Below are 21,934 nucleotides of genomic sequence, written 5' to 3'. Positions count from 1 at the left end.
AATAAAATTTGACAAATACATCCTATAAAATTAGAATATGTCAACTATATTTTTTTAGGAGAATAAATGCCAACAATTCGTATAAAAGATGGAGAAAATTTAGAATATGCACTAAGACGCTTTAAACGATCATGTGAGAAATCTGGAATTTTAAATGAATTAAGTAAAAGAGAATTTTATGAAAAACCAACTACAGAACGAAAAAGAAAACAAGCAGCTGCTATAAAAAGACATTTTAAAAAAATAACCAGAGAAGAACTTTTTATAAAAAAATCTAAAAAAAATACTAAACATAATAAAAAAACGAAAAAATATAAAAAAATAAAGTATTTAAACAATTTAAAATATTAAAATAATTTAATCAACATTACAATTTCATAACTATCATATTATTAGAATAATTAATTAATAAATTTAAAAAATTTTTAATATTAAAAACTAATATAGTTATTATTTATTAACCAATAAATTTCTATGTAAAAAATACAAAAATTCGATTTTTAAAAAAAATTTATAAAAAAATATCTTAAAATAATGTTTCCAACAGATTCACAATATATAGCTAATATAGTATTAAAACAAATAGATATAGTTCAAATAATTAATAATTACCTAAAATTAAAAAAAATAGGAAATAATTTTACTGCATATTGTCCGTTTCATAAAGAAAAAACTCCATCCTTTAAAATTGAAACAAAAAAACAATTTTTTTATTGCTTTGGATGTGGAAAAGGAGGAAATGCAATTAGTTTTATTATGAATTATTTTAACAAAAATTTTTCTGACTCTGTTAAAATATTAACTTCAAAAATTAATACAAAAATAAATATTATTCCAAATAAAAATAAACTTTATTATTTCACAAATACATATAATCTATTAGAAAAAATAAATTCTTTTTACCAAAATACACTAGAAAAAAAAGGGAAAAACGCAATAAAATATTTAAAAAATAGAAATATAAAAATAGAAACAATAAAATTTTATCAATTAGGATATGCACCAAAAGGATTTCATACTCTTATAGATAAATTTAAAACTCATCAACAAGATTTAATCGATACTGGAATGATTATAAAAAAAAATAAAAAAATCTATGATCGATACCAAAACAGAATTATGTTTCCTATACACAATCATTATGGAAAAATCATAGGTTTCGGAGGAAGAGCTCTAGAAGAAAAACAAAGTCCAAAATATATCAACTCACCAGAAACAACCTTTTTTAAAAAAAGTTTTGAACTTTATGGATTATATCAAATAGCACAAACTAAAATTAATTCTATAATTATCGTAGAAGGATATATTGATGTTATCACACTATTTCAAAATAAAATTAGAAATACAGTTGCTGTATTAGGAACATCAATAACAAATAAGCACATAGAAATATTAAAAAAATACACAAAAAAAATAATCTTTTGCTTTGATGGAGATCTACCAGGAAAAAAAGCAGCATGGAACGCAATGAAAATTTGTCTATCACACATAAACAAAGAATTAAACATTTATTTTGCTTCATTACCAAATAATCAAGATCCAGACGAAATTATTCAAAAAGAAGGAAAAAAAAAATTTATTCACTATATAAATAACTCCAAATCATTAGATATTTATCTTTTAGAAAATTTTTATAAATATTTTAACACAAACTCAATTATAGAAAAACATAAATTTATACACACAATCAAACCATATATACTAAAAATTCAAGATGAAATATACAAAGAATTATTATTAAAAGAAATATCCAAAAAAATAGGAATTGACATTAATAGATTAGAACATTTAATTAATAATTATAATAATAAAACAATAAATATATATAATAAAGAAAACAACTTTATCAAATCAAAGAATCCTGTATTAAATATCATCTCTTTACTAATTCAATATCCAGAAATTATTTACAAATATAATATGAATTTAAATTTACTAACTGATAGTAACATAATAATAAAAAATATTGTAAAACAAATACATGAAAATCCTAAAATTAATACAGCAATATTACTAGAAAAATGGAGAAACACCTCGTTATTTAAATATTTTATTAAATTAGCATCTTGGGATTATACATTATCAAAAAATAACTTATTACAAGAAATCAAAAATTACATTACAATTTTAAAAAAAAAAAAATTAGAAACTAAAATAGAAAAATTAATTAAAAAATCAAAAAATAAAGAACTTACTCAAACAGAAAGAACACTTTTACAAAATATGATAAAAAAAAAACATAAAACTAAAAAAATTAAAAATTATTAATAATATAAATAAATATTGGAAACTAATTATACCTAGTTTATAATCAAATTATTTTTTTTATTCTAAACGATATTTTATTAAATACTTCAAACTATGAAAAATGACCAAGAACAACATTCACAAATTACTAAAGTAATTAAATTAGGAAAAGAACAAAATTATCTTACTTATTCTCAAATTAATGATTTTTTACCAAATATCATTGATCCAGAACACTTTGACGTAATTATAAACATGTTAGAATCAATGAATATCAAAGTATTCGAAATATCCCCCAATGAAAATGAACTTGCCTTACTAGGAACAACAGAAGAAATACCAGAAGATGTAGAAGAAGTAGCAGCTGCTATCGCATCAGTAGATACAGAAACAGGAAGAACAACAGATCCAATTAGAATGTATATGAGAGAAATGGGAAGTGTAGAATTATTAACACGACAAGGAGAAATCGAAATAGCAAAACGAATTGAAGATGGAATAAATCAAATTTTAAAATCACTAGCAAATTATCCTAAAACAATAGAATTACTATTAATAGATTATGATAAAGTTCTATCTGAAGAAATAAAATTAAATGATCTCATCAATGGCTTTCTAGATACTAAAACAATAAAAGAATCAAACATCGATAACATACAAAAAACAGTAATAGATAAAACACCACAAGACGATCTTATTTTTATACAAAATCTTGAAGAAACAATAGAAAACAATAATATAAAAAATAATATTAATTCAGAAGAAGAACTAAATCCTAAACAAGCTAAAATGTATTTTGATAAACTAAGAAAAAAATTTAATAACGTAATAAAAACACTAAAAAAATATGGAAATACATCCAAAAAATCTCTATCCTCAATAAAAACAATGTCAAATTGGTTCTTGAAATTTAAACTAACAACAAGACAAGTAGACCGTTTAACACAATATTTTAAAAAACTTAAAAATCATATTAAAAAATATGAAAAAAATATTATGCAATTATGTGTTTATAAGGCACGCATACCTAAAAAAATATTTATAAATTCTTTTTTAGGTAAAGAAACAAATTTAACTTGGATTAATACGCTAATCAACACATATTCTAAAAAATTAAATCTAAAATTAATATCAAAATATAGTGACAAAATAAAATTTCTTCAAAATCATCTAATCAATCTTGAAAAACTGCACGGGCTTACAATTAACGAAATAAAAGACATAAATAATAAAATTTCATCAGGAGAAACTAAAGCAAAAAAAGCTAAAAAAGAAATGGTAGAAGCAAATTTACGTTTAGTAATTTCTATTGCCAAAAAATATACTAACAGAGGTTTACAATTTCTGGACTTAATTCAAGAAGGAAACATAGGTTTGATGAAGGCTGTAGATAAATTTGAGTACAGAAGAGGTTATAAATTTTCTACGTATGCTACATGGTGGATTAGACAAGCAATTACCAGATCCATAGCTGATCAAGCTAGAACTATACGAATTCCTGTACACATGATAGAAACAATAAACAAATTAAATAGAATATCTAGACAAATTCTACAGGAAACAGGAAAAGAAGCTACACCAGAAGAATTATCAAAAAAAATGGACATAAATGAAGAAAAAATACGAAAAATATTAAAAATAGCAAAAGAACCAATTTCCATGGAAACTCCAATAGGAGACGATGAAGAATCACATTTAGGAGACTTTATAGTAGATAATAATATCGAATCTCCATCAGATAAAGCCACAATAGATGGACTGAAAGAAGCAACAATAAACATATTATCCACTTTAACTCCTAGAGAATCTAAAGTATTAAAAATGAGATTCGGAATAGAAATGAATACAGATCATACTTTAGAAGAAGTTGGAAAACAATTTGAAGTTACAAGAGAACGTATTAGACAAATAGAAGCAAAAGCATTACGAAAATTAAGACATCCATCTAGATCAGAAAAATTACGTAGCTTTCTTGAAAATGATAAAATTTAATCTTATTCATATACATATAATCAATACTTTTTATTAAAATTTAAATCAATTAAAAAAATATATACTTTCTTCATTATTTTATATAAAATAGTACGCACATATTTATTAATCTTCAGGGCCTATAGCTCAGAGGTTAGAGCAGCGGACTCATAATCCGTTGGTCCTAGGTTCAAATCCTAGTAGGCCCAAAATTAAATAATTTGAACAAAAATTTAAAACTAAATACAAAAAAATAAGAATTTATTTTCTATAAGTTAAAATCTCATCTTTTTTATCTTCGACCAATTTATTAATTTTAGATACATACAAATCAGTAAGTTTTTGAACAACATCTCTAATTAAATAGCGTTCATCATCTTTAGAAATTTTCTTTGACTTACTTAATATTTTACAATGATTATTTACATCACGACGAATATTCCTAATACAAACTCTTGCTTCCTCTCCCATCGATTTTATATACACTACTATCCTTTTCCTTTTCTCTTCAGTTAATAATGGACTATAAACATAAATATCTTCTTTTTTTACAATTACAGATAATCCTAAATTAGAATCTAAAATAGATTTTTTAATAAAATTAACTAAATTTTTATCCCAAGGTTTGACAATTAACGTTCTAAAATCTAAAATACTAATATTAGCAATCTTTCTCAAAAAAAATTTATTACAATTATAATTAACAATAATATTATTCAATAAAGAACTATTAATACGAATCATCACATTCTTTTTTAAATTATCTTGCATAGAAAATAAAACTTTATCCATTTTACAAATAACATCAGACTTAATATTGTTAATAATCATATTCTAATCACCACTTACAATAGTCCCAATTTGCTCACCAAACATAATTTTTTTTAAAACATCAAAATCCGAAAATTTAAAAACTTGAAAAGGCATATCATATTTTTGACACAAATAAACAGCAGTAGTATCCATAATTTTTAATTCATCTTTTAAAATTTTATTATATGTTAAAAACTTATAAAAAATAGCCTCTGAATTTTTTATAGGATCATCTGAATAAATTCCATCAACAATTGTTGCTTTTAACATTATATCAGCATTAATTTCAATAGCTCTTAAACACGCAGCAGAATCTGTAGTAAAAAAAGGATTTCCAAGTCCTGCCGTAAAAATTACAATATATTTTTTATTCAAATAATTAATTGCTTGATTTTGATCATAAAAATTAGTTATACCCATAATAGGTATAGATGACATTAAAAAGGAAGGAACATTAATCTTTTTAAAAGATCCATGAATAGCTAATGCATTCAATACAGTAGATAACATACCAATATGATCTCCCGTAACACGATCAAAACCAATACAACTCAATTCTGATCCTCTAAAAAAATTTCCCCCACCTATCATTAAAGCAACTTCAATCCCCATATTAATTAAACCAACAACAGAATCCCTTATAAAATTAACAGCATTAAAATCTATACCAAAACTATTGTTACCTAACAATGCTTTTCCACTATATTTTAATAAAACCCTTTTATATTTAAACACATAATTTTCTTTTATTACCATCAACTCAATATAAAACTCCTAAAATAAAAACAAATCTATACTAAACCACCTAAAATTAGAATTTATATAATTCATCATTTTCCAATCTCAAATCTTATAAAAGACAATACAGTAACACATTTCTCTCTTAAATAATCATTAACTTTCAAATTACTATCTTTTATATAAACTTGCTCTAATAATGAATTTTCTTTAATAAACTTATTAAGTTTTCCATCAACTATTCTATGATATAAATCATCTGATTTATTTCTATAATGTTTTTTAGATTGTTCTAAAAAAAATTTGCGTTTTTCAGAAATCATTCTATCAGAAAACTGATCTCTACTAACTACCATAGGATTGCATGCTGCTATATGCATAGCTATATTTTTAGCTATCAAATCATCTCCACCGTTCAAATGAACTAAAACACCAATGCGAGATCCATGTAAATAATATCCAATTCTATGATCAAAGCTATTACATACAATCTTATTCAAACGATTTAATTCAATATTTTCTCCTAACTTTAAAATAAGATTCTTTTTACTTTGATCCACCGTTATTGATTCACCTAACAAATTTTCATTATTTAAATCCATTATACTAAATACTGTTGGAATAAATAATGCTGTATCTGCAACTTTCATCACAAAATGCATAAAATGAGCATTTCTTAATACAAAATCAGTTTCGGAACGAACTTCTAATATCACTGCACTTTTACAATCTTCTGATCTACTAATAAAAATAACACCCTCCTTGGTTTTTTTTATAGATTTATTAATAAATTTATCCTTGCTATATTGATAAATATTCTCTACAGCTTTATCAAAATTCCATTCAGATTCTATAAGAATCTTTTTACATTCCATTATACCAACTCCTGTATATTCCCTCAATTTTTTGACTAAATTAACGTAATTTAAATCCATAAATATCTCCTCATACTTTAAACAAAATAAAAACATTTAATCTTACAATTAAGATATTATCTAATAAAATATTAGTATAACATTTAAATATTATTTTTCAGACTTTGATAAAAATAATGAAGAATTAGATTTATTCTTCTCTATAAGATTTTTATTTTGCTCAGAAATAATAGCATTAGTAATAAAACTAATATAAATATCAATAGCTTTCATAGAATCATCATTACCAGGAATAACATAATCAACATAATCAGGATTATTATTAGTATCTACTACTCCTATTATAGGTATTTTTAAACGACAAGCCTCTCTAACTGCAATATGCTCAAATCCAATATCTACTATAAAAATAGCATCTGGCAAACTTTCCATGTTTTCAATTCCGCCTAAACTTCTATCTAATTTATTAAACTCCCTTAATAAAATTAAAGCTTCTTTTTTAATCATTGTATCCAAAATTCCTTTGCTCCTCATTTCTCTTAATTCTTTTAATCTAAATATAGATTGACGAACTGTTTTCCAATTAGTTAACATTCCACCTAACCATCTATGATTTACATAAGGCATTTTACATCGATTTGCATTTTCAAAAATACTTTTCTGAGCCGCCCTTTTTGTACCTACATAAAGAATCTTTGCTTTATGCATCACCAAAGTACTAACATAATTTGCAGCTTCTTTTAACTTAACTAAAGTTTTTTCTAAATTAATTATATGAATTTTATCTTTAGAACCAAAAATATAAGGAGACATCTTCGGATTCCAAAATCTAGTACGATGACCAAAATGTACTCCAGCCTCTAACAATTCACGTATACCTAAATGCATATTCTTCCTCATAAAAATAAAAATTAAATTTTAACTTATATTTTATTAAATAATATTATCATCTTAACGATAGAACATAAAAATAATAATATTAAATTTTAAAAATCAAACAACAAACTTAATATTTTTTGAAAAAAATTATGTTTTTAAAATTAATTCTACTATTATACATATTTTAATATTATAAAATATAAAATACATATTTTATTACTAAAGGAAACATATCAATGAAAATAAATATTAAAAATAATCAAGAAATTCAAAAAATGAGAATTGCAGGAAAAATAGCAGCTTCTGTATTAGAAATGATAGAACCATACATACAAGAAGGAATAACGACAAACGAAATCAATAATTTATGTCATGATTACATAGTAAATACACAAAAAGCTATTCCAGCTCCATTGGGATACTTTGGATTTCCAAAATCTATTTGCACATCCATAAATAATGTTGTATGTCATGGAATACCAAATAATAAAACATTAAAAAATGGAGATATAATTAATATTGATATTGCTATTATTAAAAATGGATATCACGCTGATACTAGTAAAATGTTTATAATAGGTACAGCCTCCGAAAAAGCAAAAAATATTGTGCAAACTTCATATGAATGTTTATTAATTGGTATTTATCAAGTCAAACCTAATATACACTTAGGAAACATAGGACATGCGATACAAAAACATGCTGAAAAATACCAATACTCCATTGTAAAAGAATATTGCGGACATGGAATTGGAAAATATTTTCACGAACAACCACAAATCCTACACTATGGAATACCAGGAACAAAAGAAATATTAAAAAAAGGGATGACTTTTACTATAGAACCAATGATTAATGCTGGAAAGCCTGATACAAAAATACTACAAGACCAATGGACTGTCGTGACAAAAGATAATAGTTTATCAGCACAATGGGAACATACAATATTAGTAACTGATAATGGATTTGAAATTTTAACTTTACGAAAAAAAGAGAAAGAAACGATAAAAAATATCATAAAATCTCTTAATAAGAAAATAAATGTTATTTAAAAAATTATTATTAATTTGTAAATTAATAAACTAAATATATATAACTTAAAAGTTGATATTTTCTCTGATTTATATCAAATTATAATTTTCTACATTCGTCAAAAAAGTCTTTTAACAACTTCGAACACTCTAACTCTAAAATTCCTTCATCAATTTTAACTTTATAATTCAATAAATTACTATTAAATAAATTACATATTGAACCACAAGCACCATTTTTAATATTTCTCAATGAAAAAACTATCCTACCTATTCTAGATTGAATTATTGCTCCAGCACACATATAACAAGGCTCTAAAGTAGTATATATCATAGTATCTAATAATTTATAATTTTTTAAATTTAAAGCAGCCAAACGAATTGCATTCATTTCAGCATGAGCACACGGATCACATTTTTGTAAAACCTGATTCCAACCATAACCAACTAATGTTTGTTCTAACGTTGTTATTACAGAACCAACTGGAACTTCACCCTGATTCTTTGCAATTAAAGCAAAGTTATATGCCTTCTTCATCCAAAAAAAATCATTTTTACGATACACTATTCCCATTCTATTGTTGATGGAGGTTTTCCAGAAATATCATAAACTACTCTAGATACTTCTTCAACTTCATTAATAATTTTGTTAGAAACATTTTCTAAAAAATCCCAAGGTAATTTTACAATTCTAGCTGTCATAAAATCCATACTCTTTATAGCTCTTAAACAAATAACATACTCATATAATCTATTATCTCCAATAATTCCAACAGTCTTAATTGGAAGAAAAATAGAAAATGCTTGATCCACTTTATGATAAAGATCATATCTTTTTAATTCTCTAATATAAATTTCATCAGATTTTTTTAAAATATTAATATATCTTCTTTTAACTTCTCCTACAATACGAATACTAAATCCAGGTCCCGGAAATGGATGATTATAAACTATATCACAAGATAATCCTAATTTTAAAGCTATATCTTTGACTTCATCCTTGAATAAATCTCTAATAGGTTCTATTAAATTCAAATTAAAATTAGGTGGTAATCCTCCAACATTATGATGCGTTTTAATTTTAAAAGAAAAATCATTAAAATCATTAATTAATGAAGATTCAATAACATCTGAATAAATAGTACCTTGAGCTAACCAATTAATATCAGAAAACTTTCTTGCATTATCAATAAATATTTTAGCAAAAACAGAACCTATAATCTTTCTTTTTTTTTCTGGAGAAACAATACCACTTAAAGCATTTAAAAATTTATCTTCAGCATTTATTCTAATAACATTTATCCCAGTATCTTTCGTAAAATCATCTATTATTCTACGAATAAAGTTATAATCTAATAATCCTGTATTAATAAATATACAAATTAAATTATTTTTTATTGCCATAAAAAGTAATTTAGCTACTACTAAAGAATCCAAACCACCAGATAAAGCTAATAGTACTTTATCATTTTTAACTTTACCTTTAATATCAAAAATAATCTTATCTATAATATTTGTTTTCATAAAACAAACATTTGCACTACAAATATCAATAACAAACCTTTCTAAAATTTTTACTCCTTGTAAAGTTTGTGTAACCTCAGGATGAAATTGTAATCCATACCAAAATTTTTTTTCATTTGCTATACCTGCAATCACCCTATTGCTTGTACTGCAAATAATATCAAAATTTTTTGGTAAAGTAACAATATGATCTTTATGACTCATCCAAACATCTAAAACCCTAATATTTTTACTATTTTTCCTATCATAAATATTTTCTAACAAACTATTACTATTTTTGGACAAAAAAACCTCTGTATGACCAGATTCTAACTTATTCACAGAACAAATCTTTCCACCTAATTGTGCAACCATGATTTGCATTCCATAACAAATACCTAATATAGGTATTTCTAAATCAAATAAATATTTAGGAACTTTAATATGCGATATAGAATTTACAGAATATGGACCTCCAGACAAAATTATTCCACAAGGAAATAAACTCTTTAAAAAATTAATATCTACATTGTATAAACAAATATTGCAAACAACTCCCATTTCACGAATTCTTTTAGCAATTAATCTTGTATATTGTGAACCAAAATCAAAAACTATTATAGAATTTCTTTTTTTAATTTTTAACATAAAATTTAATCAATTTGATAATTTGGAGCTTGTTTAACTATATTAACATCATGAACATGTGATTCTCTCATTCCAGAATGAGTAATTTTAACAAATTTTGATTTTTCATGTAACATTTTTATGTCTATACAACCCAAATATCCCATACAAGATTTTAATCCACCTATTAACTGTATAACAACAGAATGCAATACACCTTTATAAGGAACTCTTCCCTCAATCCCTTCAGGAACTATACTATCTGAATTCTCTTCATTATCTAAAAAATAACGATCGGAATATCTGGTAATTCCAGACATAACACCTAAAGAACCCATACCCCTATAACTTTTATAGGCTCTACCTCTATAAAATTCAGTATTACCAGCAGATTCTTCAGTTCCAGCAAATATTCCACCTAACATTACAGAATCTGCCCCAGCAGCCAAAGCCTTACATATATCACCAGAATATCTAATCCCTCCATCAGCTATTATAGGAACTTCTCCTTTTAACTTTTTAAAAATACTTAATATAGCTGTAATTTGTGGCATTCCAACTCCAGTAACAATACGAGTAGTACAAATAGATCCAGGTCCTATTCCAACTTTCACCGCATCAACACCTGCTTTTACTAAAGTAAAAGCAGCTTCAGGAGTAACTACATTCCCACCAACTACCTGTACAGAAAATTTTTTTTTAATCCATCTTATAATATCTATAACTCTTTTTGTATGACCATGAGCCGTGTCTATAACCAATACATCTACTCCAGAATCTACCAAAGAATAAACTCTGTCTTCAGTATCCTTCATACTAACACCAATAGCAGCACCTACACATAATTGTCCAGAATTATCCTTACAAGCAAAGGGATTTCTCTTAGCATTTTGTATATCTTTAACAGTAATTAATCCACATAAATCAAAAGAATTATTTACCACTAATAATTTTTCTATACGATTTTTATGTAAAAGTCTAATAATTTTTTCTCTATCATCATTTTCATTAACAGTAACTAAACGCTCTTTAGGAGTCATAACATTCTGAACTAATAATGATAAATTAGTTTCAAAACGAATATCTCTACTAGTTACAATCCCAACTAATTTACCATCTTCAACCACAGGAAAACCTGAAACATTATAGTTATTCATTACTTCTAATAATTCTTTAACTGTAATATCCGAATTAACAACTATAGGATTTCGTACTATCCCACTTTCAAATTTCTTTACTTTTTTTACCTCTTCAGATTGAGAATAAATACTCATATTTCTATGTATTATTCCAATACCTCCTTCTTGCGCCAATGCTATAGCTAATCTAGATTCTGTGACCGTATCCATTGCAGCAGAAAGAAATGGTAAATTTAAAGATAATTCATTTGTTAATCGAGTTTTTAAAATAACCTCTTTAGGAAGAATATCTGAATATGATGGAACTAACAACACATCATCAAAAGTCAAAGCTTCTGCTTGCATATTAAAATCTAACATAATGAAGAATTTTTCCTTCTTATCTATGATAAGATCAATATTTACCTATTTAATAAATGTTTCCTTGAAAATCAAAAATAAAACATTTTATACTTTTATAAGTCAGAATATGATATCATATTTTATTAAGAAACTACAAATATATACTACTATTCAATAGAATCCTAAAATTGGCTAAAATAATTGTAATTACTTCAGGAAAAGGTGGAGTTGGTAAAACTACAACATCTGCATCAATAGCTACAGGAATAGCATTATACGGATATAAAACTATAGTTATTGACTTTGATATTGGACTAAGAAATCTTGATCTCATAATGGGATGTGAAAGAAGAGTCATATATGATTTCATTAACGTAATTAATGGCGAAGTCACACTTAATCAAGCTATTATAAAAGATAAAAGAATAGCAAATTTATTCATATTGCCAACCTCACAAACAAAAGATAAAGAATCGTTAACATTTAACGGAGTAGAAAAAGTACTAAGTGACCTTTCTAACGAATTTGACTATATAATATGTGATTCTCCAGCAGGAATAGAAACAGGAGCTTTAATGGCAATGTACTTTTCTGATTACGCAATTGTAGTTATTAATCCAGAAATTTCTTCTATACGAGATGCTGATAGAATATTAGGATTATTATCAAGTAAAACTAAAAGAGCAATTGAAAATAAAAATCCTATACAGGAATACTTACTAATAACAAGATACGATCAAAAACGCGTAACAAAAGGGGAAATGCTATCGATTTCCGATATAAAAGAAATATTAGGTATACCAATTATAGGAATAATACCAGAATCTAAAAGTATTCTACAATCTTCTAACACAGGAATTCCAATTATTTTAAATAAAAAAAGTAATGCAAGTATCGCTTATCAAGATACAGTAGATAGATTTTTTGGAAAAAACAAACCATTTAAATTTATCAAAAATAAAAAAAGAGGAATACTATATCGTCTATTTGGAAAAATAGGAATATATTAAAATGAATCTATTAAATTTCTTCAAAAAAGAAAAATTTTCTTCAAAAACTGCAAAAGAACGATTAAAAATTATTATTTCTCACGAAAATTCTAATGAAGATACAAAAAATAAATTATTAGAATTAGAAAAAGAAATTATAAGTGTAATAACAAAATATATTCATATAAATAAAGATCAAATAAATATTCATTTAAAGAAAATCAATAATCACAGTTCTACTATAGAACTAAATATAACAATGCCACATATAAAATAAAACATGTTCAATGATATAAATATTAATAAATAAAAATTATTTAAAATCTTTAAATCATTTATTTATTAAACATCATCGAATATTTGTTAATTATAGATTTTACTGATTTGATTCGTATATTTAAATCATCTGGTATATCTCCACCTCCTTGAGCAATACAATCATTTCCACCACCACGATCACATAATACTTTAATAATATCTATAATTTTTGGAAAATACATAACAATATTCCTACTGATACTAGATATAACATTAAGTTTATTTTTCTTTATAAAAAATATAATTAAAATCGTGCTTTCAAGTTCTTTATTTATTAACTCTAATGTATTCTTTAATACTTTAACATTATCCACAACATCACTTTTTATTTGCTCAATTAAAAAACTAATTCCATTAATTTCTTTCATATTTTTAAGTAAAGTTTTTATAAAATATAAAGACATTTTTCTATTTAGTTCATTTAATTTTTTTTCTATATTTTTTTCTTTCTCTATAATATTTAATACTTTATTTACAATAAATTCCGTTGTTGTATTAAAATGATTTGAAATTGTTTGTAATTGGTTTATTCTTTCACGAATCCAAGAAAAAGCATAATAACCAGTTTTTATTTCTATCCTTCTTACACCGCTAGAAATACCATTCTCAGAAATTATCTTACATAATCCAATACTTCCTGTACTCTTTACATGAGTACCACAACAAAATTCTTGTGATATATCTTTCCCTATAGATACAATTCTCAAATTTTCACTATAACGTTGACTACTAAAGGAAAATCCAGTATTTATATTTTTAAAATCTTTTTTTTGCTTATACTTTATCAATACTAAATAATTAGACCTAATTTTATTATTTATACTATCCTCAATTTCATATAAAGAATTTAAAGATACTTTATCAAAATGAAAAAAATCAAATCTAGCACGTTTATCCTCTATCAAAGATCCACATTGACGCACATGAATTCCAAGAACTTCCTTCAATACACTATATAATAAGTGAATCGCAGTATGATTAGAAGATATTGCACAACGCCTAAGAATATTAATTTCAATAACAACCTCTTGATTAATAAAAAACTTTCCTTTTTTTAAATATCCATAATGAAAAATATTTTTTCCAAAAAACTTAGCATTTTTTACAAAAAAAATACTACCATCATTAGAGAATATCTGTCCAGAATCACCTACTTGTCCTCCACTTTCAGCGAAAAATACAGTTTTATCAAGAACAATTATACTTCTAACTTTATAATTGTCTAAAATAGAAATTGACTTATTATCAATAAATAAAGCAATAATTTTTGCTTTTATCGTAAAATGATCGTATCCAAAAAATTCAGTAGAATTAAAATTCTTACATATTAAAAAATCATCTTTTACATTAATAGAATGTTTTAAAAAACTCCTTGATAACTCTTGTCGTTTTTTCATTAATCTATCAAACTCTTTTACATCAATAAAAAAATTATAATCTTTAACAATATCTAACATTAAATCCAATGGAACACCATAAGTATCATATAATTTAAATGCCACATTTCCAGAAATTTCTTTATTTTTTGAATAATTCATCTCTCTTTTTAAAAAAATAATTCCTCTATTTAAAGTATGATTAAAACGTAATTCCTCCTGCATTAAAATTTCTTTTATTTTTTCTTTAGAACTTAATAATTCTGGATACTCAGTTCCCATCAAAAAAACTAAAGAATCCACCAATTTATAAAAAAAAGGAGAAATTAATCCTAATTTATTTCCATATTTAATAGCTCTTCTAATAATACGACGCAATATATATCCTCTACCTACATTTTCTGGTAATACTCCATCCATAATCAAAAAAGAACATGATCTAATATGATCGGAAATTATTTTTAAACAAACACTTTTCTTATCACTATCTATAATTCCTAATTTTTTTATTTTATCAATAATATACTTAAAAAGATCTATATCATAATTATCCTTCACCCCTTGCATTACAGAAGTAATTCGTTCTAAACCCATTCCAGTATCTACAGAAAATCTAGATAAAAGACTTAACTTTCCATATTTATCTTTATTAAATTGCATAAATACAATATTCCAAATCTCTACATAACGATTTCCCACATAAAAATCATTAAAATCAAACAAAATAGAATCTCCATTATCATAAAAAATTTCAGTACAAGGACCACAAGGACCAATATCTCCCATAGACCAAAAATTACTATCTTTTCCCCTTCGTATCAATCTTTTACTGGATACACCTATTTTATTTAACCAAATATCTTCAGTTTCTTTATCTTTTTCATAAATAGTAATCCACAATTTATCTTCTGACAAATTTAAAAAATTTAATAAAAAATCCCAAGCATAATAAATAGCTTCATACTTAAAATAGCCACCAAAACTAAAATTACCTAACATCTCAAAAAATGTATGATGTCTTTTTGTATATCCAATACTTTCAAAATCATTATGTTTACCACTAACACGCATACAACGCTGCACACTAGCAACATTATGAACAATTGGTTCTTCCAAACCAAGAAAAATATTTTTAAACTGAACCATACCGGAATTAACAAACAATAACGTAGAATCATCTGAAGGAATTAAAGAAGTCGAATCCACAATATGGTGATTATTTTTATAAAAATAATCAATAAAAACTTTTTTTATTTCTAATCTTTTCATTATTAATAATGAAACTAAAAAATATAAAAAACATAAAAACTATAAAATAATGGTTTCTAAATCATATTAACCTTAAAAAATAAAACTTAATTACAATTCTTCTAATAAATAAAAAGTATCTATATCTATTAATACTCAATTTTAATGTTATTAAATATAAAATTTTTTATATAATTTCAAACAAACAATAAATAATTCTATATCTATACAATGCTTATATTAAAGTATATATATTAAAAATATTCAACTAAATTTAAAATTTTACTAAAGAAAATTGATCTATATTAAAAATAATAATATTATATTTTATATATAAATACTATTTTTATCATTCTAATCTACTTAATAAATGTACATATATCGAAAAATATAAAAACTATTTAACACTATTTTTAATTCTATTCCTACGTATCTCTTTTGGATCAACTAAAAGAGATTCATAAATTTCAATACGATCCCCATTATTTAAAAATGTTTCTAAAGAAACTTGTTCTGAAAAAATTCCAATAATTTTCCCAACAAGATTAGGACATAAAGAAATAATATTTGTTTTATACAAAGCATCTTTAACCGTAGAACGAAACGGTAAAAATAACTTGAAATGAAACCATGTAAAATCATAATTAACATAAATTAATTCAATATTTAACATACAAATCCTTAGCTCTTTTATAAAAAGCATCCACAATTCTATTAGAAAATTTATATAAAATAAACTGAATAGGAAAATACTTTATTTTCCTCTCGATAATTTTGCAACTTAAACTAAAAGATATCTTACAATTAACATTTTTTTTTCTATCAAAATACCAAAATCCACGTAAATAATTAAATGGACCACTAATTAAATTAATTATAATCATTTTATTTAAAAACAAATAATTATATGTAGTGAATGATCTTTGTTGTCCCAATACAGAAATAACTAATGTAGCTTTCAATTCATTATTATTTTGATAATGCACTAAACTTTCAGAACAATATGGTAAAAATTCATCATATTTTTCAACATCATTAACTAACATAAACATTTGTTCACAACTAAATGGAACAACACAAGTTTTTTTTATATAAAACATCATATACCTCTTTTTTTAAACTTTAAAAATTAATAAAATACTTTTAAAAATTTCTTAATTTTCATATGTTTTTACATAAACATTCTTTTTATAAAAAATTAATATTTTCTTAACCAATCTTCTAAAAAAATACAAGCAGAAAAACTATCAATAGGAGAAGACATAACTTTACGATAACCCCCACTTTTAAATAATCTATCACGTGCCTCAACAGTAGATAAACGTTCATCTATAAAATAAACTGATTTTAAAAATCTATCTCTAAGTTGATCAGCAAAAATTCGAGTAGCAACTGTAATATGTTGTTCTCTACTATCAATACAAATTGGTAAACCTAATATTAAAGCATTTGGATTCCAAATACTAATAATTTTTTTAATGGAATTCCAATCTGGTACACCATTAACAGATTGTAATGTAGGCAAAGGATTTGCACTACATGTTACTCTTTGTCCAACTGCTAAACCTATACGTTTATATCCAAAATCAAATCCTAAAAAAATTTCATAAAATCTATTCATAAAAATTTTTATTTAAAATTTTGTAAAAATATTCTTACATATTCTAACAACATTAATAATTAATTATTTTCTAAAATAAAAATTAAATATCACTTCCATATTCTAATAACTAAAAAATTTTCATATAAAAAAAAATAATATAATCAATTAATAAAATCAAAATATAATTTATTATACCTATAATACCTAAGAAAAACTGAAAAACACCAAACATTAGTAACAAATATATAACTTTTAACAACAACCATATTTTTAGTTCCATTAATTAACAAACCAATTTTTTTATCTAAAAAATTATTTATACTTATAACCAACATATACAACAGCCAATTCCAATTATAGATATTAAAATATCAAATAATCTAATTCCAATTTACAAATAATAAATACATACCACAAAAATGCTTTTTCATAACATATAAACATTACTATTCAAAACCTTACATAACTTCAAATAACAAATTTTAATTTTAATAAAACTTATATACCTTTCAATAAACAATAATGCTTTCTCCTTTGTGTTAAAAACAATAAAAATATTAATATAGAAAACAATAAAATTGCCATAAAAGTATGAATCATAGAAACCCATAACGGTAAAAAATAAATAACATTAATAACCCCTAAAATACATTGAAAAATAACTATCAATAAAACAATAAAAATAATAATTTTCAATCCATTTTCTTCAACATATTTCATAAAACTAATACATAAAATTAATAAATAAATTAATGTAAAAACCGAACCTAAACGATGCATTTCCTGTATAGCAGAACGAATTTCAACATTAAAAATCCCTCCTTGATAATTTTTGTTAACCAAATGAAACATATTAAAAATGTAAGAAAAATACAACTTAGGAATCCAAACACCATTACACTTTGGAAAATCAACACAAGAAATTCCTGAATAATTCGAACTAACCCATACACCTAAAATAATTTGTATAAAAACAATCAATATACCAATCTTAATCCATATTTTCCATTGAGGATAAAAATTTATATTGGCTCTCGGATATAAAAACAACATAAAATAAAATAAAAGTGAAAAAATCAAAATACCTACTATAAAATGTCCAACTACTATAATTGGAAATAATTTCAAAACAATCGTTAATTTTCCCAATTCTATTTGTAACAATAATAAAAATAACAAACTAAAAAACAATTTATAAGGAAACCTAACAAAACATGATCTGAAAAAAAATAATAAAAAATCTAAAATAATAATAAAAACCCCTAAAATACTAGCAGCATACCTATGGGTAATCTCTATATTTGCCTTCTTAGTATCTAATACAGATAAATAGCTTAATTTACTTTTTAAGTAAACCCAATTTCCATAACAAAATGGCCAATCTGGGCAACCCAAACCTGAATTACTTAAACGAGTATATGATCCTAATAAAATTACTACTATAGATAAAAATAATAAAAAACATATTAAAATTCTTATTATTTTAATTTTTATTAAAAAATTTTTAATATAAAAAAAATTATTATTAATCAAAACAACCTCTTATATTACAATTTAATACATAATCGCTTAACAAATAAAACATCTATTTTTTTAAATAAAAAACAATAAAAATTATAGACAAAAAAAACCACTGAAAAGCATAAATATAATTTTTCAAAAAAAAACTCATACTATCAATCTTTTCTTCATAAAAACAATTATGTTTTTTTTGATAATCCAATAACAAAATAAAAGGATAAATTCTTTTTTTCAAAAATTTGCCTAATTCTTGTAAATCTAATGATTCTACAAAAAATATCCCATGCCGTTTTTCTAAAAACTTTCCTAATAACCAATAATTTTTTATAGGATAATAAACATATCCAATAACATTGTGAAAATCATTAATAACCGAAAGCAACTTTTCTTTTCTTGTTTTCTCTATATTAAAATTACTATAACTAATCCAGCCATTATCAACTAGTACTAATTTTCCATTTAACAACAATAAAGGAACAAAAAAACGATATCCAAAATTGTGATGACAGTACTGATTATCTAAAAGCAAAAAATTTTTCAAGTATTTACCTTTAATAATAATCTTTTCTAAATTATACGGAAAATTCATATTAACAGTCCATTCTTTTAGATAACTATTTTTATTAAATAAATAACTTTTTTTTAAAAATTCTCTTTTCTCATTCGCCTTATGAAATTGAAATAACCCCAAACTAATTAATATTAAAAATATTAACAAATATATTACATTAATAAAAATTTTAAAAAACATAAAATGACTTATACTAATAAAAAACAAATTAATAATTCAATAAAAATATTACTCATATAAAACTATTTATCCATATAACTATAAAAATTAATTTTACCAAAAAATACCAATAATCTTTATTAATTTACCTATTAAAAATAAATTTATAAATTTTATTTATAATTAAATTATTAGTATAAAAATATACATACACTAACACTAAACACTTTTTTTTAATATTATAAAATTATTATATATTCTTCAATATAAATATATATTTTAACATATCAATCGGAGAGACAGGGATTCGAACCCTGGGAAGATTTATCTATAAAAATAACAATTTCTTCAACGATTTTCGAAACCGTCGCTTTAATCCACTCAGCCATCTCTCCATATATAATGTTTATATAAAATTTCCTTTTTATAAAAAAAACCTTTTTTTTTTAAAAAGTAAACAAATAACCCAAATATTAATCCACAAAATATAGAACTTATTCCTAAAAAAGAAATACCAGAAAAAATAATAATAAAAGTAACAAGAGATGCTTCTTTAGCATACTGATCAACAATATTAAAAGACATATATAAACTTTCACTAATGATACTTAATAATGATAAACCAGTAATAGCTGTAATTAATTCTTTAGGAAATATGCTAAGTATAGAAAACATTAAAGATCCACCAATTGATCCTATAAAAAGAAAAAAAAATCCTGCAAAAACAACTGATTTATAACGTTTAGATGGATCTTTATGTGCATCACTTCCCATACATATAGGAGCAGTAAATGTAGACAAATTAATAGCATAACAACCAAAAGGAGCTAAAAAAATCGTAATAATCCCAATCCAAATAATTAAAGATGAAATTGGAGGATTATATTTAAAAGAATTAATAATTGTAATTGCAGGAAGATTTTGAGTCATCATCATTATAAAAAATAATGGTAAACCAATATTAACCAAAGAGTAAAAAGAAAACTTTGGTTTTATATAAGTTAATTCAATCAAATTAAAATATAAAGGATGAAAAATTAATAATTTTTTTAAAAAAGATATTAAAATACCAATAAATAATACTAAAAAAATAATATATTCATTAAATATTCTTTTCCCTATTAAATAAACAAAATACATAGAAAGAACTAATAAAAATTGACTTTGCATCGCTTTAAAAAAATTTATACCAAAATGTAATAAAACTCCAGACAACATTGAATAAACAATAAACTTAGGTATCCGCATAATTATATTTTTAAACCAACCCGTTATTCCAAATAAAACTGTCAAAAAACCACAAAACATAAATATACCAATAAATTCATTTAATGAAACTCCACAATAAATATTAGTAATTAAAAAAGCAGCACCAGGAGTTGACCATGCTGTTAAAATAGGCATTTTATAATATGCAGAAAATCCAACACAAGTTAAAAAAATTCCTACGCTTAAAGCAAAAATCCAAGAACTAGCTTCCTTTAAACCTAAACCAAATGCTAAAGGTAATTGAAAAATTACAGCAGAAGAACTAAAAAAACCAACCATTACAGCTGTAAAACCAGCATTTAAATTAGAAAAATTTATATATTTTTTCATAACAAATCAAATCTATAACTAAACTATATTAAGATAAAATCAATTTTATTAAAATTATTACTAAAATTATAGTAATTATTCTTGTACTAATTATCTAACAATCAACTAACTCTATCACTAAAACTATTTAACTAAAAAAATAATAAAAAACCAAAAAATAAAAACTCTTATATCTACAATATTAAATTCTATAAAAATAACTTATATATAAATTAAAATAACATATTTAATATAAATAAATAAATTACGGATCAATAAATATTGTAGAAATAAAATTTCTATATATAATACTTCTTACTTTTATCAAACATTCTAATTTAACTATTAAAGTCAAAATTATGTTAATCCTCAAAAAATTTCATAAAAAAACAAATCAAAATTTTTA

Annotated in this window: 21 protein-coding genes and 2 tRNA genes; 7 read left to right on the top strand and 16 right to left on the bottom strand. The window is 23.5% G+C overall.

Annotated elements, in window-relative coordinates:
* Window positions 1-66 precede the first annotated feature (66 nt).
* The 4 genes from rpsU (at window position 67) to RQL38_RS02240 (ending at window position 4,427) form a co-directional block, all read left to right on the top strand.
* Window positions 67-351, top strand: coding sequence for a 30S ribosomal protein S21 (gene rpsU, locus RQL38_RS02255; protein ID WP_338521456.1), 285 nt, complete (start codon window positions 67-69; stop codon window positions 349-351).
* 183 nt (window positions 352-534) lie between these two features.
* Window positions 535-2,268, top strand: coding sequence for a DNA primase (dnaG, locus tag RQL38_RS02250; RefSeq protein ID WP_338521453.1), 1,734 nt, complete (start codon window positions 535-537; stop codon window positions 2,266-2,268).
* A 93-nt stretch (window positions 2,269-2,361) separates the two neighbouring features.
* Window positions 2,362-4,239 (top strand): RNA polymerase sigma factor RpoD, encoded by a 1,878-nt coding sequence (gene rpoD / locus RQL38_RS02245; protein ID WP_338521451.1) that lies wholly within the window; start codon window positions 2,362-2,364, stop codon window positions 4,237-4,239.
* A 115-nt stretch (window positions 4,240-4,354) separates the two neighbouring features.
* Window positions 4,355-4,427: transfer RNA gene (locus tag RQL38_RS02240), tRNA-Ile, on the top strand.
* Window positions 4,428-4,479: 52 nt separating this feature from the next.
* Here RQL38_RS02240 and RQL38_RS02235 read toward each other — a convergent pair.
* From RQL38_RS02235 to rpsB, 4 genes are all read right to left on the bottom strand, one after another.
* Window positions 4,480-5,049 carry a ribosome-recycling factor gene (locus RQL38_RS02235; protein ID WP_338521449.1) on the bottom strand — a complete coding sequence of 190 codons (570 nt, stop codon included), beginning with the start codon at window positions 5,047-5,049 and terminating at the stop codon, window positions 4,480-4,482.
* 3 nt (window positions 5,050-5,052) lie between these two features.
* Window positions 5,053-5,787: a UMP kinase gene (pyrH, locus tag RQL38_RS02230; RefSeq protein ID WP_338522013.1), complete on the bottom strand. Its 735-nt coding sequence runs from the start codon at window positions 5,785-5,787 to the stop codon at window positions 5,053-5,055.
* A 74-nt stretch (window positions 5,788-5,861) separates the two neighbouring features.
* Window positions 5,862-6,704: a translation elongation factor Ts gene (gene tsf / locus RQL38_RS02225; RefSeq protein ID WP_338521448.1), complete on the bottom strand. Its 843-nt coding sequence runs from the start codon at window positions 6,702-6,704 to the stop codon at window positions 5,862-5,864.
* A 90-nt stretch (window positions 6,705-6,794) separates the two neighbouring features.
* A complete protein-coding gene (gene rpsB, locus RQL38_RS02220; RefSeq protein ID WP_338521446.1) occupies window positions 6,795-7,532 on the bottom strand; it encodes a 30S ribosomal protein S2 in 738 nt (245 codons plus the stop codon).
* A gap of 227 nt (window positions 7,533-7,759) precedes the next feature.
* Here rpsB and map point away from each other — a divergent pair, with 227 nt between their 5' ends.
* Window positions 7,760-8,575: a type I methionyl aminopeptidase gene (map, locus tag RQL38_RS02215; protein ID WP_338521444.1), complete on the top strand. Its 816-nt coding sequence runs from the start codon at window positions 7,760-7,762 to the stop codon at window positions 8,573-8,575.
* A gap of 79 nt (window positions 8,576-8,654) precedes the next feature.
* Here map and tadA read toward each other — a convergent pair whose 3' ends face one another.
* From tadA to guaB, 3 genes are read right to left on the bottom strand one after another with little or no spacing between them, the layout of a single operon-like run.
* Complete coding sequence (gene tadA / locus RQL38_RS02210) at window positions 8,655-9,119, bottom strand: tRNA adenosine(34) deaminase TadA (RefSeq protein WP_422388202.1); 465 nt, start codon at window positions 9,117-9,119, stop codon at window positions 8,655-8,657.
* A complete protein-coding gene (guaA, locus tag RQL38_RS02205) occupies window positions 9,119-10,705 on the bottom strand; it encodes a glutamine-hydrolyzing GMP synthase (protein ID WP_338521441.1) in 1,587 nt (528 codons plus the stop codon). Before guaA ends, tadA begins: the two co-directional genes overlap by 1 nt.
* Before the next feature lie 5 nt (window positions 10,706-10,710).
* The gene (gene guaB / locus RQL38_RS02200; RefSeq protein ID WP_338521439.1) at window positions 10,711-12,183 is read right to left on the bottom strand and encodes an IMP dehydrogenase; all 1,473 of its coding nucleotides are present in this window, start codon (window positions 12,181-12,183) and stop codon (window positions 10,711-10,713) included.
* Between the two features lie 170 nt (window positions 12,184-12,353).
* On the opposite strand from guaB, the gene minD reads away from it, so the two are divergent.
* Both minD and minE read left to right on the top strand, forming a co-directional pair.
* Complete coding sequence (gene minD, locus RQL38_RS02195; RefSeq protein WP_338521438.1) at window positions 12,354-13,175, top strand: septum site-determining protein MinD; 822 nt, start codon at window positions 12,354-12,356, stop codon at window positions 13,173-13,175.
* Window position 13,176: 1 nt separating this feature from the next.
* Window positions 13,177-13,431: a cell division topological specificity factor MinE gene (gene minE / locus RQL38_RS02190; protein ID WP_338521437.1), complete on the top strand. Its 255-nt coding sequence runs from the start codon at window positions 13,177-13,179 to the stop codon at window positions 13,429-13,431.
* Between the two features lie 58 nt (window positions 13,432-13,489).
* Here the strand turns inward: minE and alaS are convergent, their stop codons facing one another.
* The 9 genes from alaS to RQL38_RS02145 all read right to left on the bottom strand — a co-directional run bounded on the left by alaS (window position 13,490) and on the right by RQL38_RS02145 (window position 21,549).
* Window positions 13,490-16,117, bottom strand: a complete 2,628-nt coding sequence (gene alaS / locus RQL38_RS02185) for an alanine--tRNA ligase (protein ID WP_338521435.1) — start codon at window positions 16,115-16,117, stop codon at window positions 13,490-13,492.
* 376 nt (window positions 16,118-16,493) lie between these two features.
* Window positions 16,494-16,769, bottom strand: a complete 276-nt coding sequence (locus RQL38_RS02180) for an RnfH family protein (RefSeq protein WP_338521433.1) — start codon at window positions 16,767-16,769, stop codon at window positions 16,494-16,496.
* Entirely contained in the window at window positions 16,756-17,196 is a 441-nt protein-coding gene (locus RQL38_RS02175) for a type II toxin-antitoxin system RatA family toxin (protein WP_338521432.1), read from the bottom strand. The genes RQL38_RS02180 and RQL38_RS02175 overlap by 14 nt, the downstream gene beginning before the upstream one ends.
* A gap of 98 nt (window positions 17,197-17,294) precedes the next feature.
* Window positions 17,295-17,717, bottom strand: a complete 423-nt coding sequence (ruvX, locus tag RQL38_RS02170; protein WP_338521430.1) for a Holliday junction resolvase RuvX — start codon at window positions 17,715-17,717, stop codon at window positions 17,295-17,297.
* 143 nt (window positions 17,718-17,860) lie between these two features.
* Window positions 17,861-18,034, bottom strand: coding sequence for a hypothetical protein (locus tag RQL38_RS02165; RefSeq protein WP_338521429.1), 174 nt, complete (start codon window positions 18,032-18,034; stop codon window positions 17,861-17,863).
* A 163-nt stretch (window positions 18,035-18,197) separates the two neighbouring features.
* Window positions 18,198-19,232 (bottom strand): COX15/CtaA family protein, encoded by a 1,035-nt coding sequence (locus tag RQL38_RS02160; protein WP_338521428.1) that lies wholly within the window; start codon window positions 19,230-19,232, stop codon window positions 18,198-18,200.
* 52 nt (window positions 19,233-19,284) lie between these two features.
* The gene (locus RQL38_RS02155; protein WP_338521426.1) at window positions 19,285-19,971 is read right to left on the bottom strand and encodes an SURF1 family cytochrome oxidase biogenesis protein; all 687 of its coding nucleotides are present in this window, start codon (window positions 19,969-19,971) and stop codon (window positions 19,285-19,287) included.
* Between the two features lie 271 nt (window positions 19,972-20,242).
* Window positions 20,243-20,345 (bottom strand) — tRNA-Ser (locus tag RQL38_RS02150).
* The gene (locus RQL38_RS02145; protein WP_338521425.1) at window positions 20,332-21,549 is read right to left on the bottom strand and encodes a benzoate/H(+) symporter BenE family transporter; all 1,218 of its coding nucleotides are present in this window, start codon (window positions 21,547-21,549) and stop codon (window positions 20,332-20,334) included. The genes RQL38_RS02150 and RQL38_RS02145 overlap by 14 nt, the downstream gene beginning before the upstream one ends.
* Between the last annotated feature and the right edge of the window lie 385 nt (window positions 21,550-21,934).

This window comes from Candidatus Legionella polyplacis, assembly GCF_037013735.1.
Classification (GTDB): Bacteria; Pseudomonadota; Gammaproteobacteria; order Legionellales; family Legionellaceae; genus Legionella_E; species Legionella_E polyplacis_A.
Note: the sequence above shows the minus strand (reverse complement) of the source record. Positions and strands in the feature narration are given on the sequence as shown.

Bases quoted from the DNA above. Each gene is read 5' to 3' on its own strand.
- rpsU (WP_338521456.1), top strand. From the start codon at position 67: ATGCCAACAATTCGTATAAAAGATGGAGAAAATTTAGAATATGCACTA.
- dnaG (WP_338521453.1), top strand. From the start codon at position 535: ATGTTTCCAACAGATTCACAATATATAGCTAATATAGTATTAAAACAA.
- rpoD (WP_338521451.1), top strand. From the start codon at position 2,362: ATGAAAAATGACCAAGAACAACATTCACAAATTACTAAAGTAATTAAA.
- RQL38_RS02235 (WP_338521449.1), bottom strand. From the start codon at position 5,049: ATGATTATTAACAATATTAAGTCTGATGTTATTTGTAAAATGGATAAA.
- pyrH (WP_338522013.1), bottom strand. From the start codon at position 5,787: ATGGTAATAAAAGAAAATTATGTGTTTAAATATAAAAGGGTTTTATTA.
- tsf (WP_338521448.1), bottom strand. From the start codon at position 6,704: ATGGATTTAAATTACGTTAATTTAGTCAAAAAATTGAGGGAATATACA.
- rpsB (WP_338521446.1), bottom strand. From the start codon at position 7,532: ATGCATTTAGGTATACGTGAATTGTTAGAGGCTGGAGTACATTTTGGT.
- map (WP_338521444.1), top strand. From the start codon at position 7,760: ATGAAAATAAATATTAAAAATAATCAAGAAATTCAAAAAATGAGAATT.
- guaA (WP_338521441.1), bottom strand. From the start codon at position 10,705: ATGTTAAAAATTAAAAAAAGAAATTCTATAATAGTTTTTGATTTTGGT.
- guaB (WP_338521439.1), bottom strand. From the start codon at position 12,183: ATGTTAGATTTTAATATGCAAGCAGAAGCTTTGACTTTTGATGATGTG.
- minE (WP_338521437.1), top strand. From the start codon at position 13,177: ATGAATCTATTAAATTTCTTCAAAAAAGAAAAATTTTCTTCAAAAACT.
- alaS (WP_338521435.1), bottom strand. From the start codon at position 16,117: ATGAAAAGATTAGAAATAAAAAAAGTTTTTATTGATTATTTTTATAAA.
- RQL38_RS02180 (WP_338521433.1), bottom strand. From the start codon at position 16,769: ATGTTAAATATTGAATTAATTTATGTTAATTATGATTTTACATGGTTT.
- RQL38_RS02175 (WP_338521432.1), bottom strand. From the start codon at position 17,196: ATGTTTTATATAAAAAAAACTTGTGTTGTTCCATTTAGTTGTGAACAA.
- ruvX (WP_338521430.1), bottom strand. From the start codon at position 17,717: ATGAATAGATTTTATGAAATTTTTTTAGGATTTGATTTTGGATATAAA.
- RQL38_RS02165 (WP_338521429.1), bottom strand. From the start codon at position 18,034: ATGTTGGTTATAAGTATAAATAATTTTTTAGATAAAAAAATTGGTTTG.
- RQL38_RS02155 (WP_338521426.1), bottom strand. From the start codon at position 19,971: ATGTTTTTTAAAATTTTTATTAATGTAATATATTTGTTAATATTTTTA.
- RQL38_RS02145 (WP_338521425.1), bottom strand. From the start codon at position 21,549: ATGAAAAAATATATAAATTTTTCTAATTTAAATGCTGGTTTTACAGCT.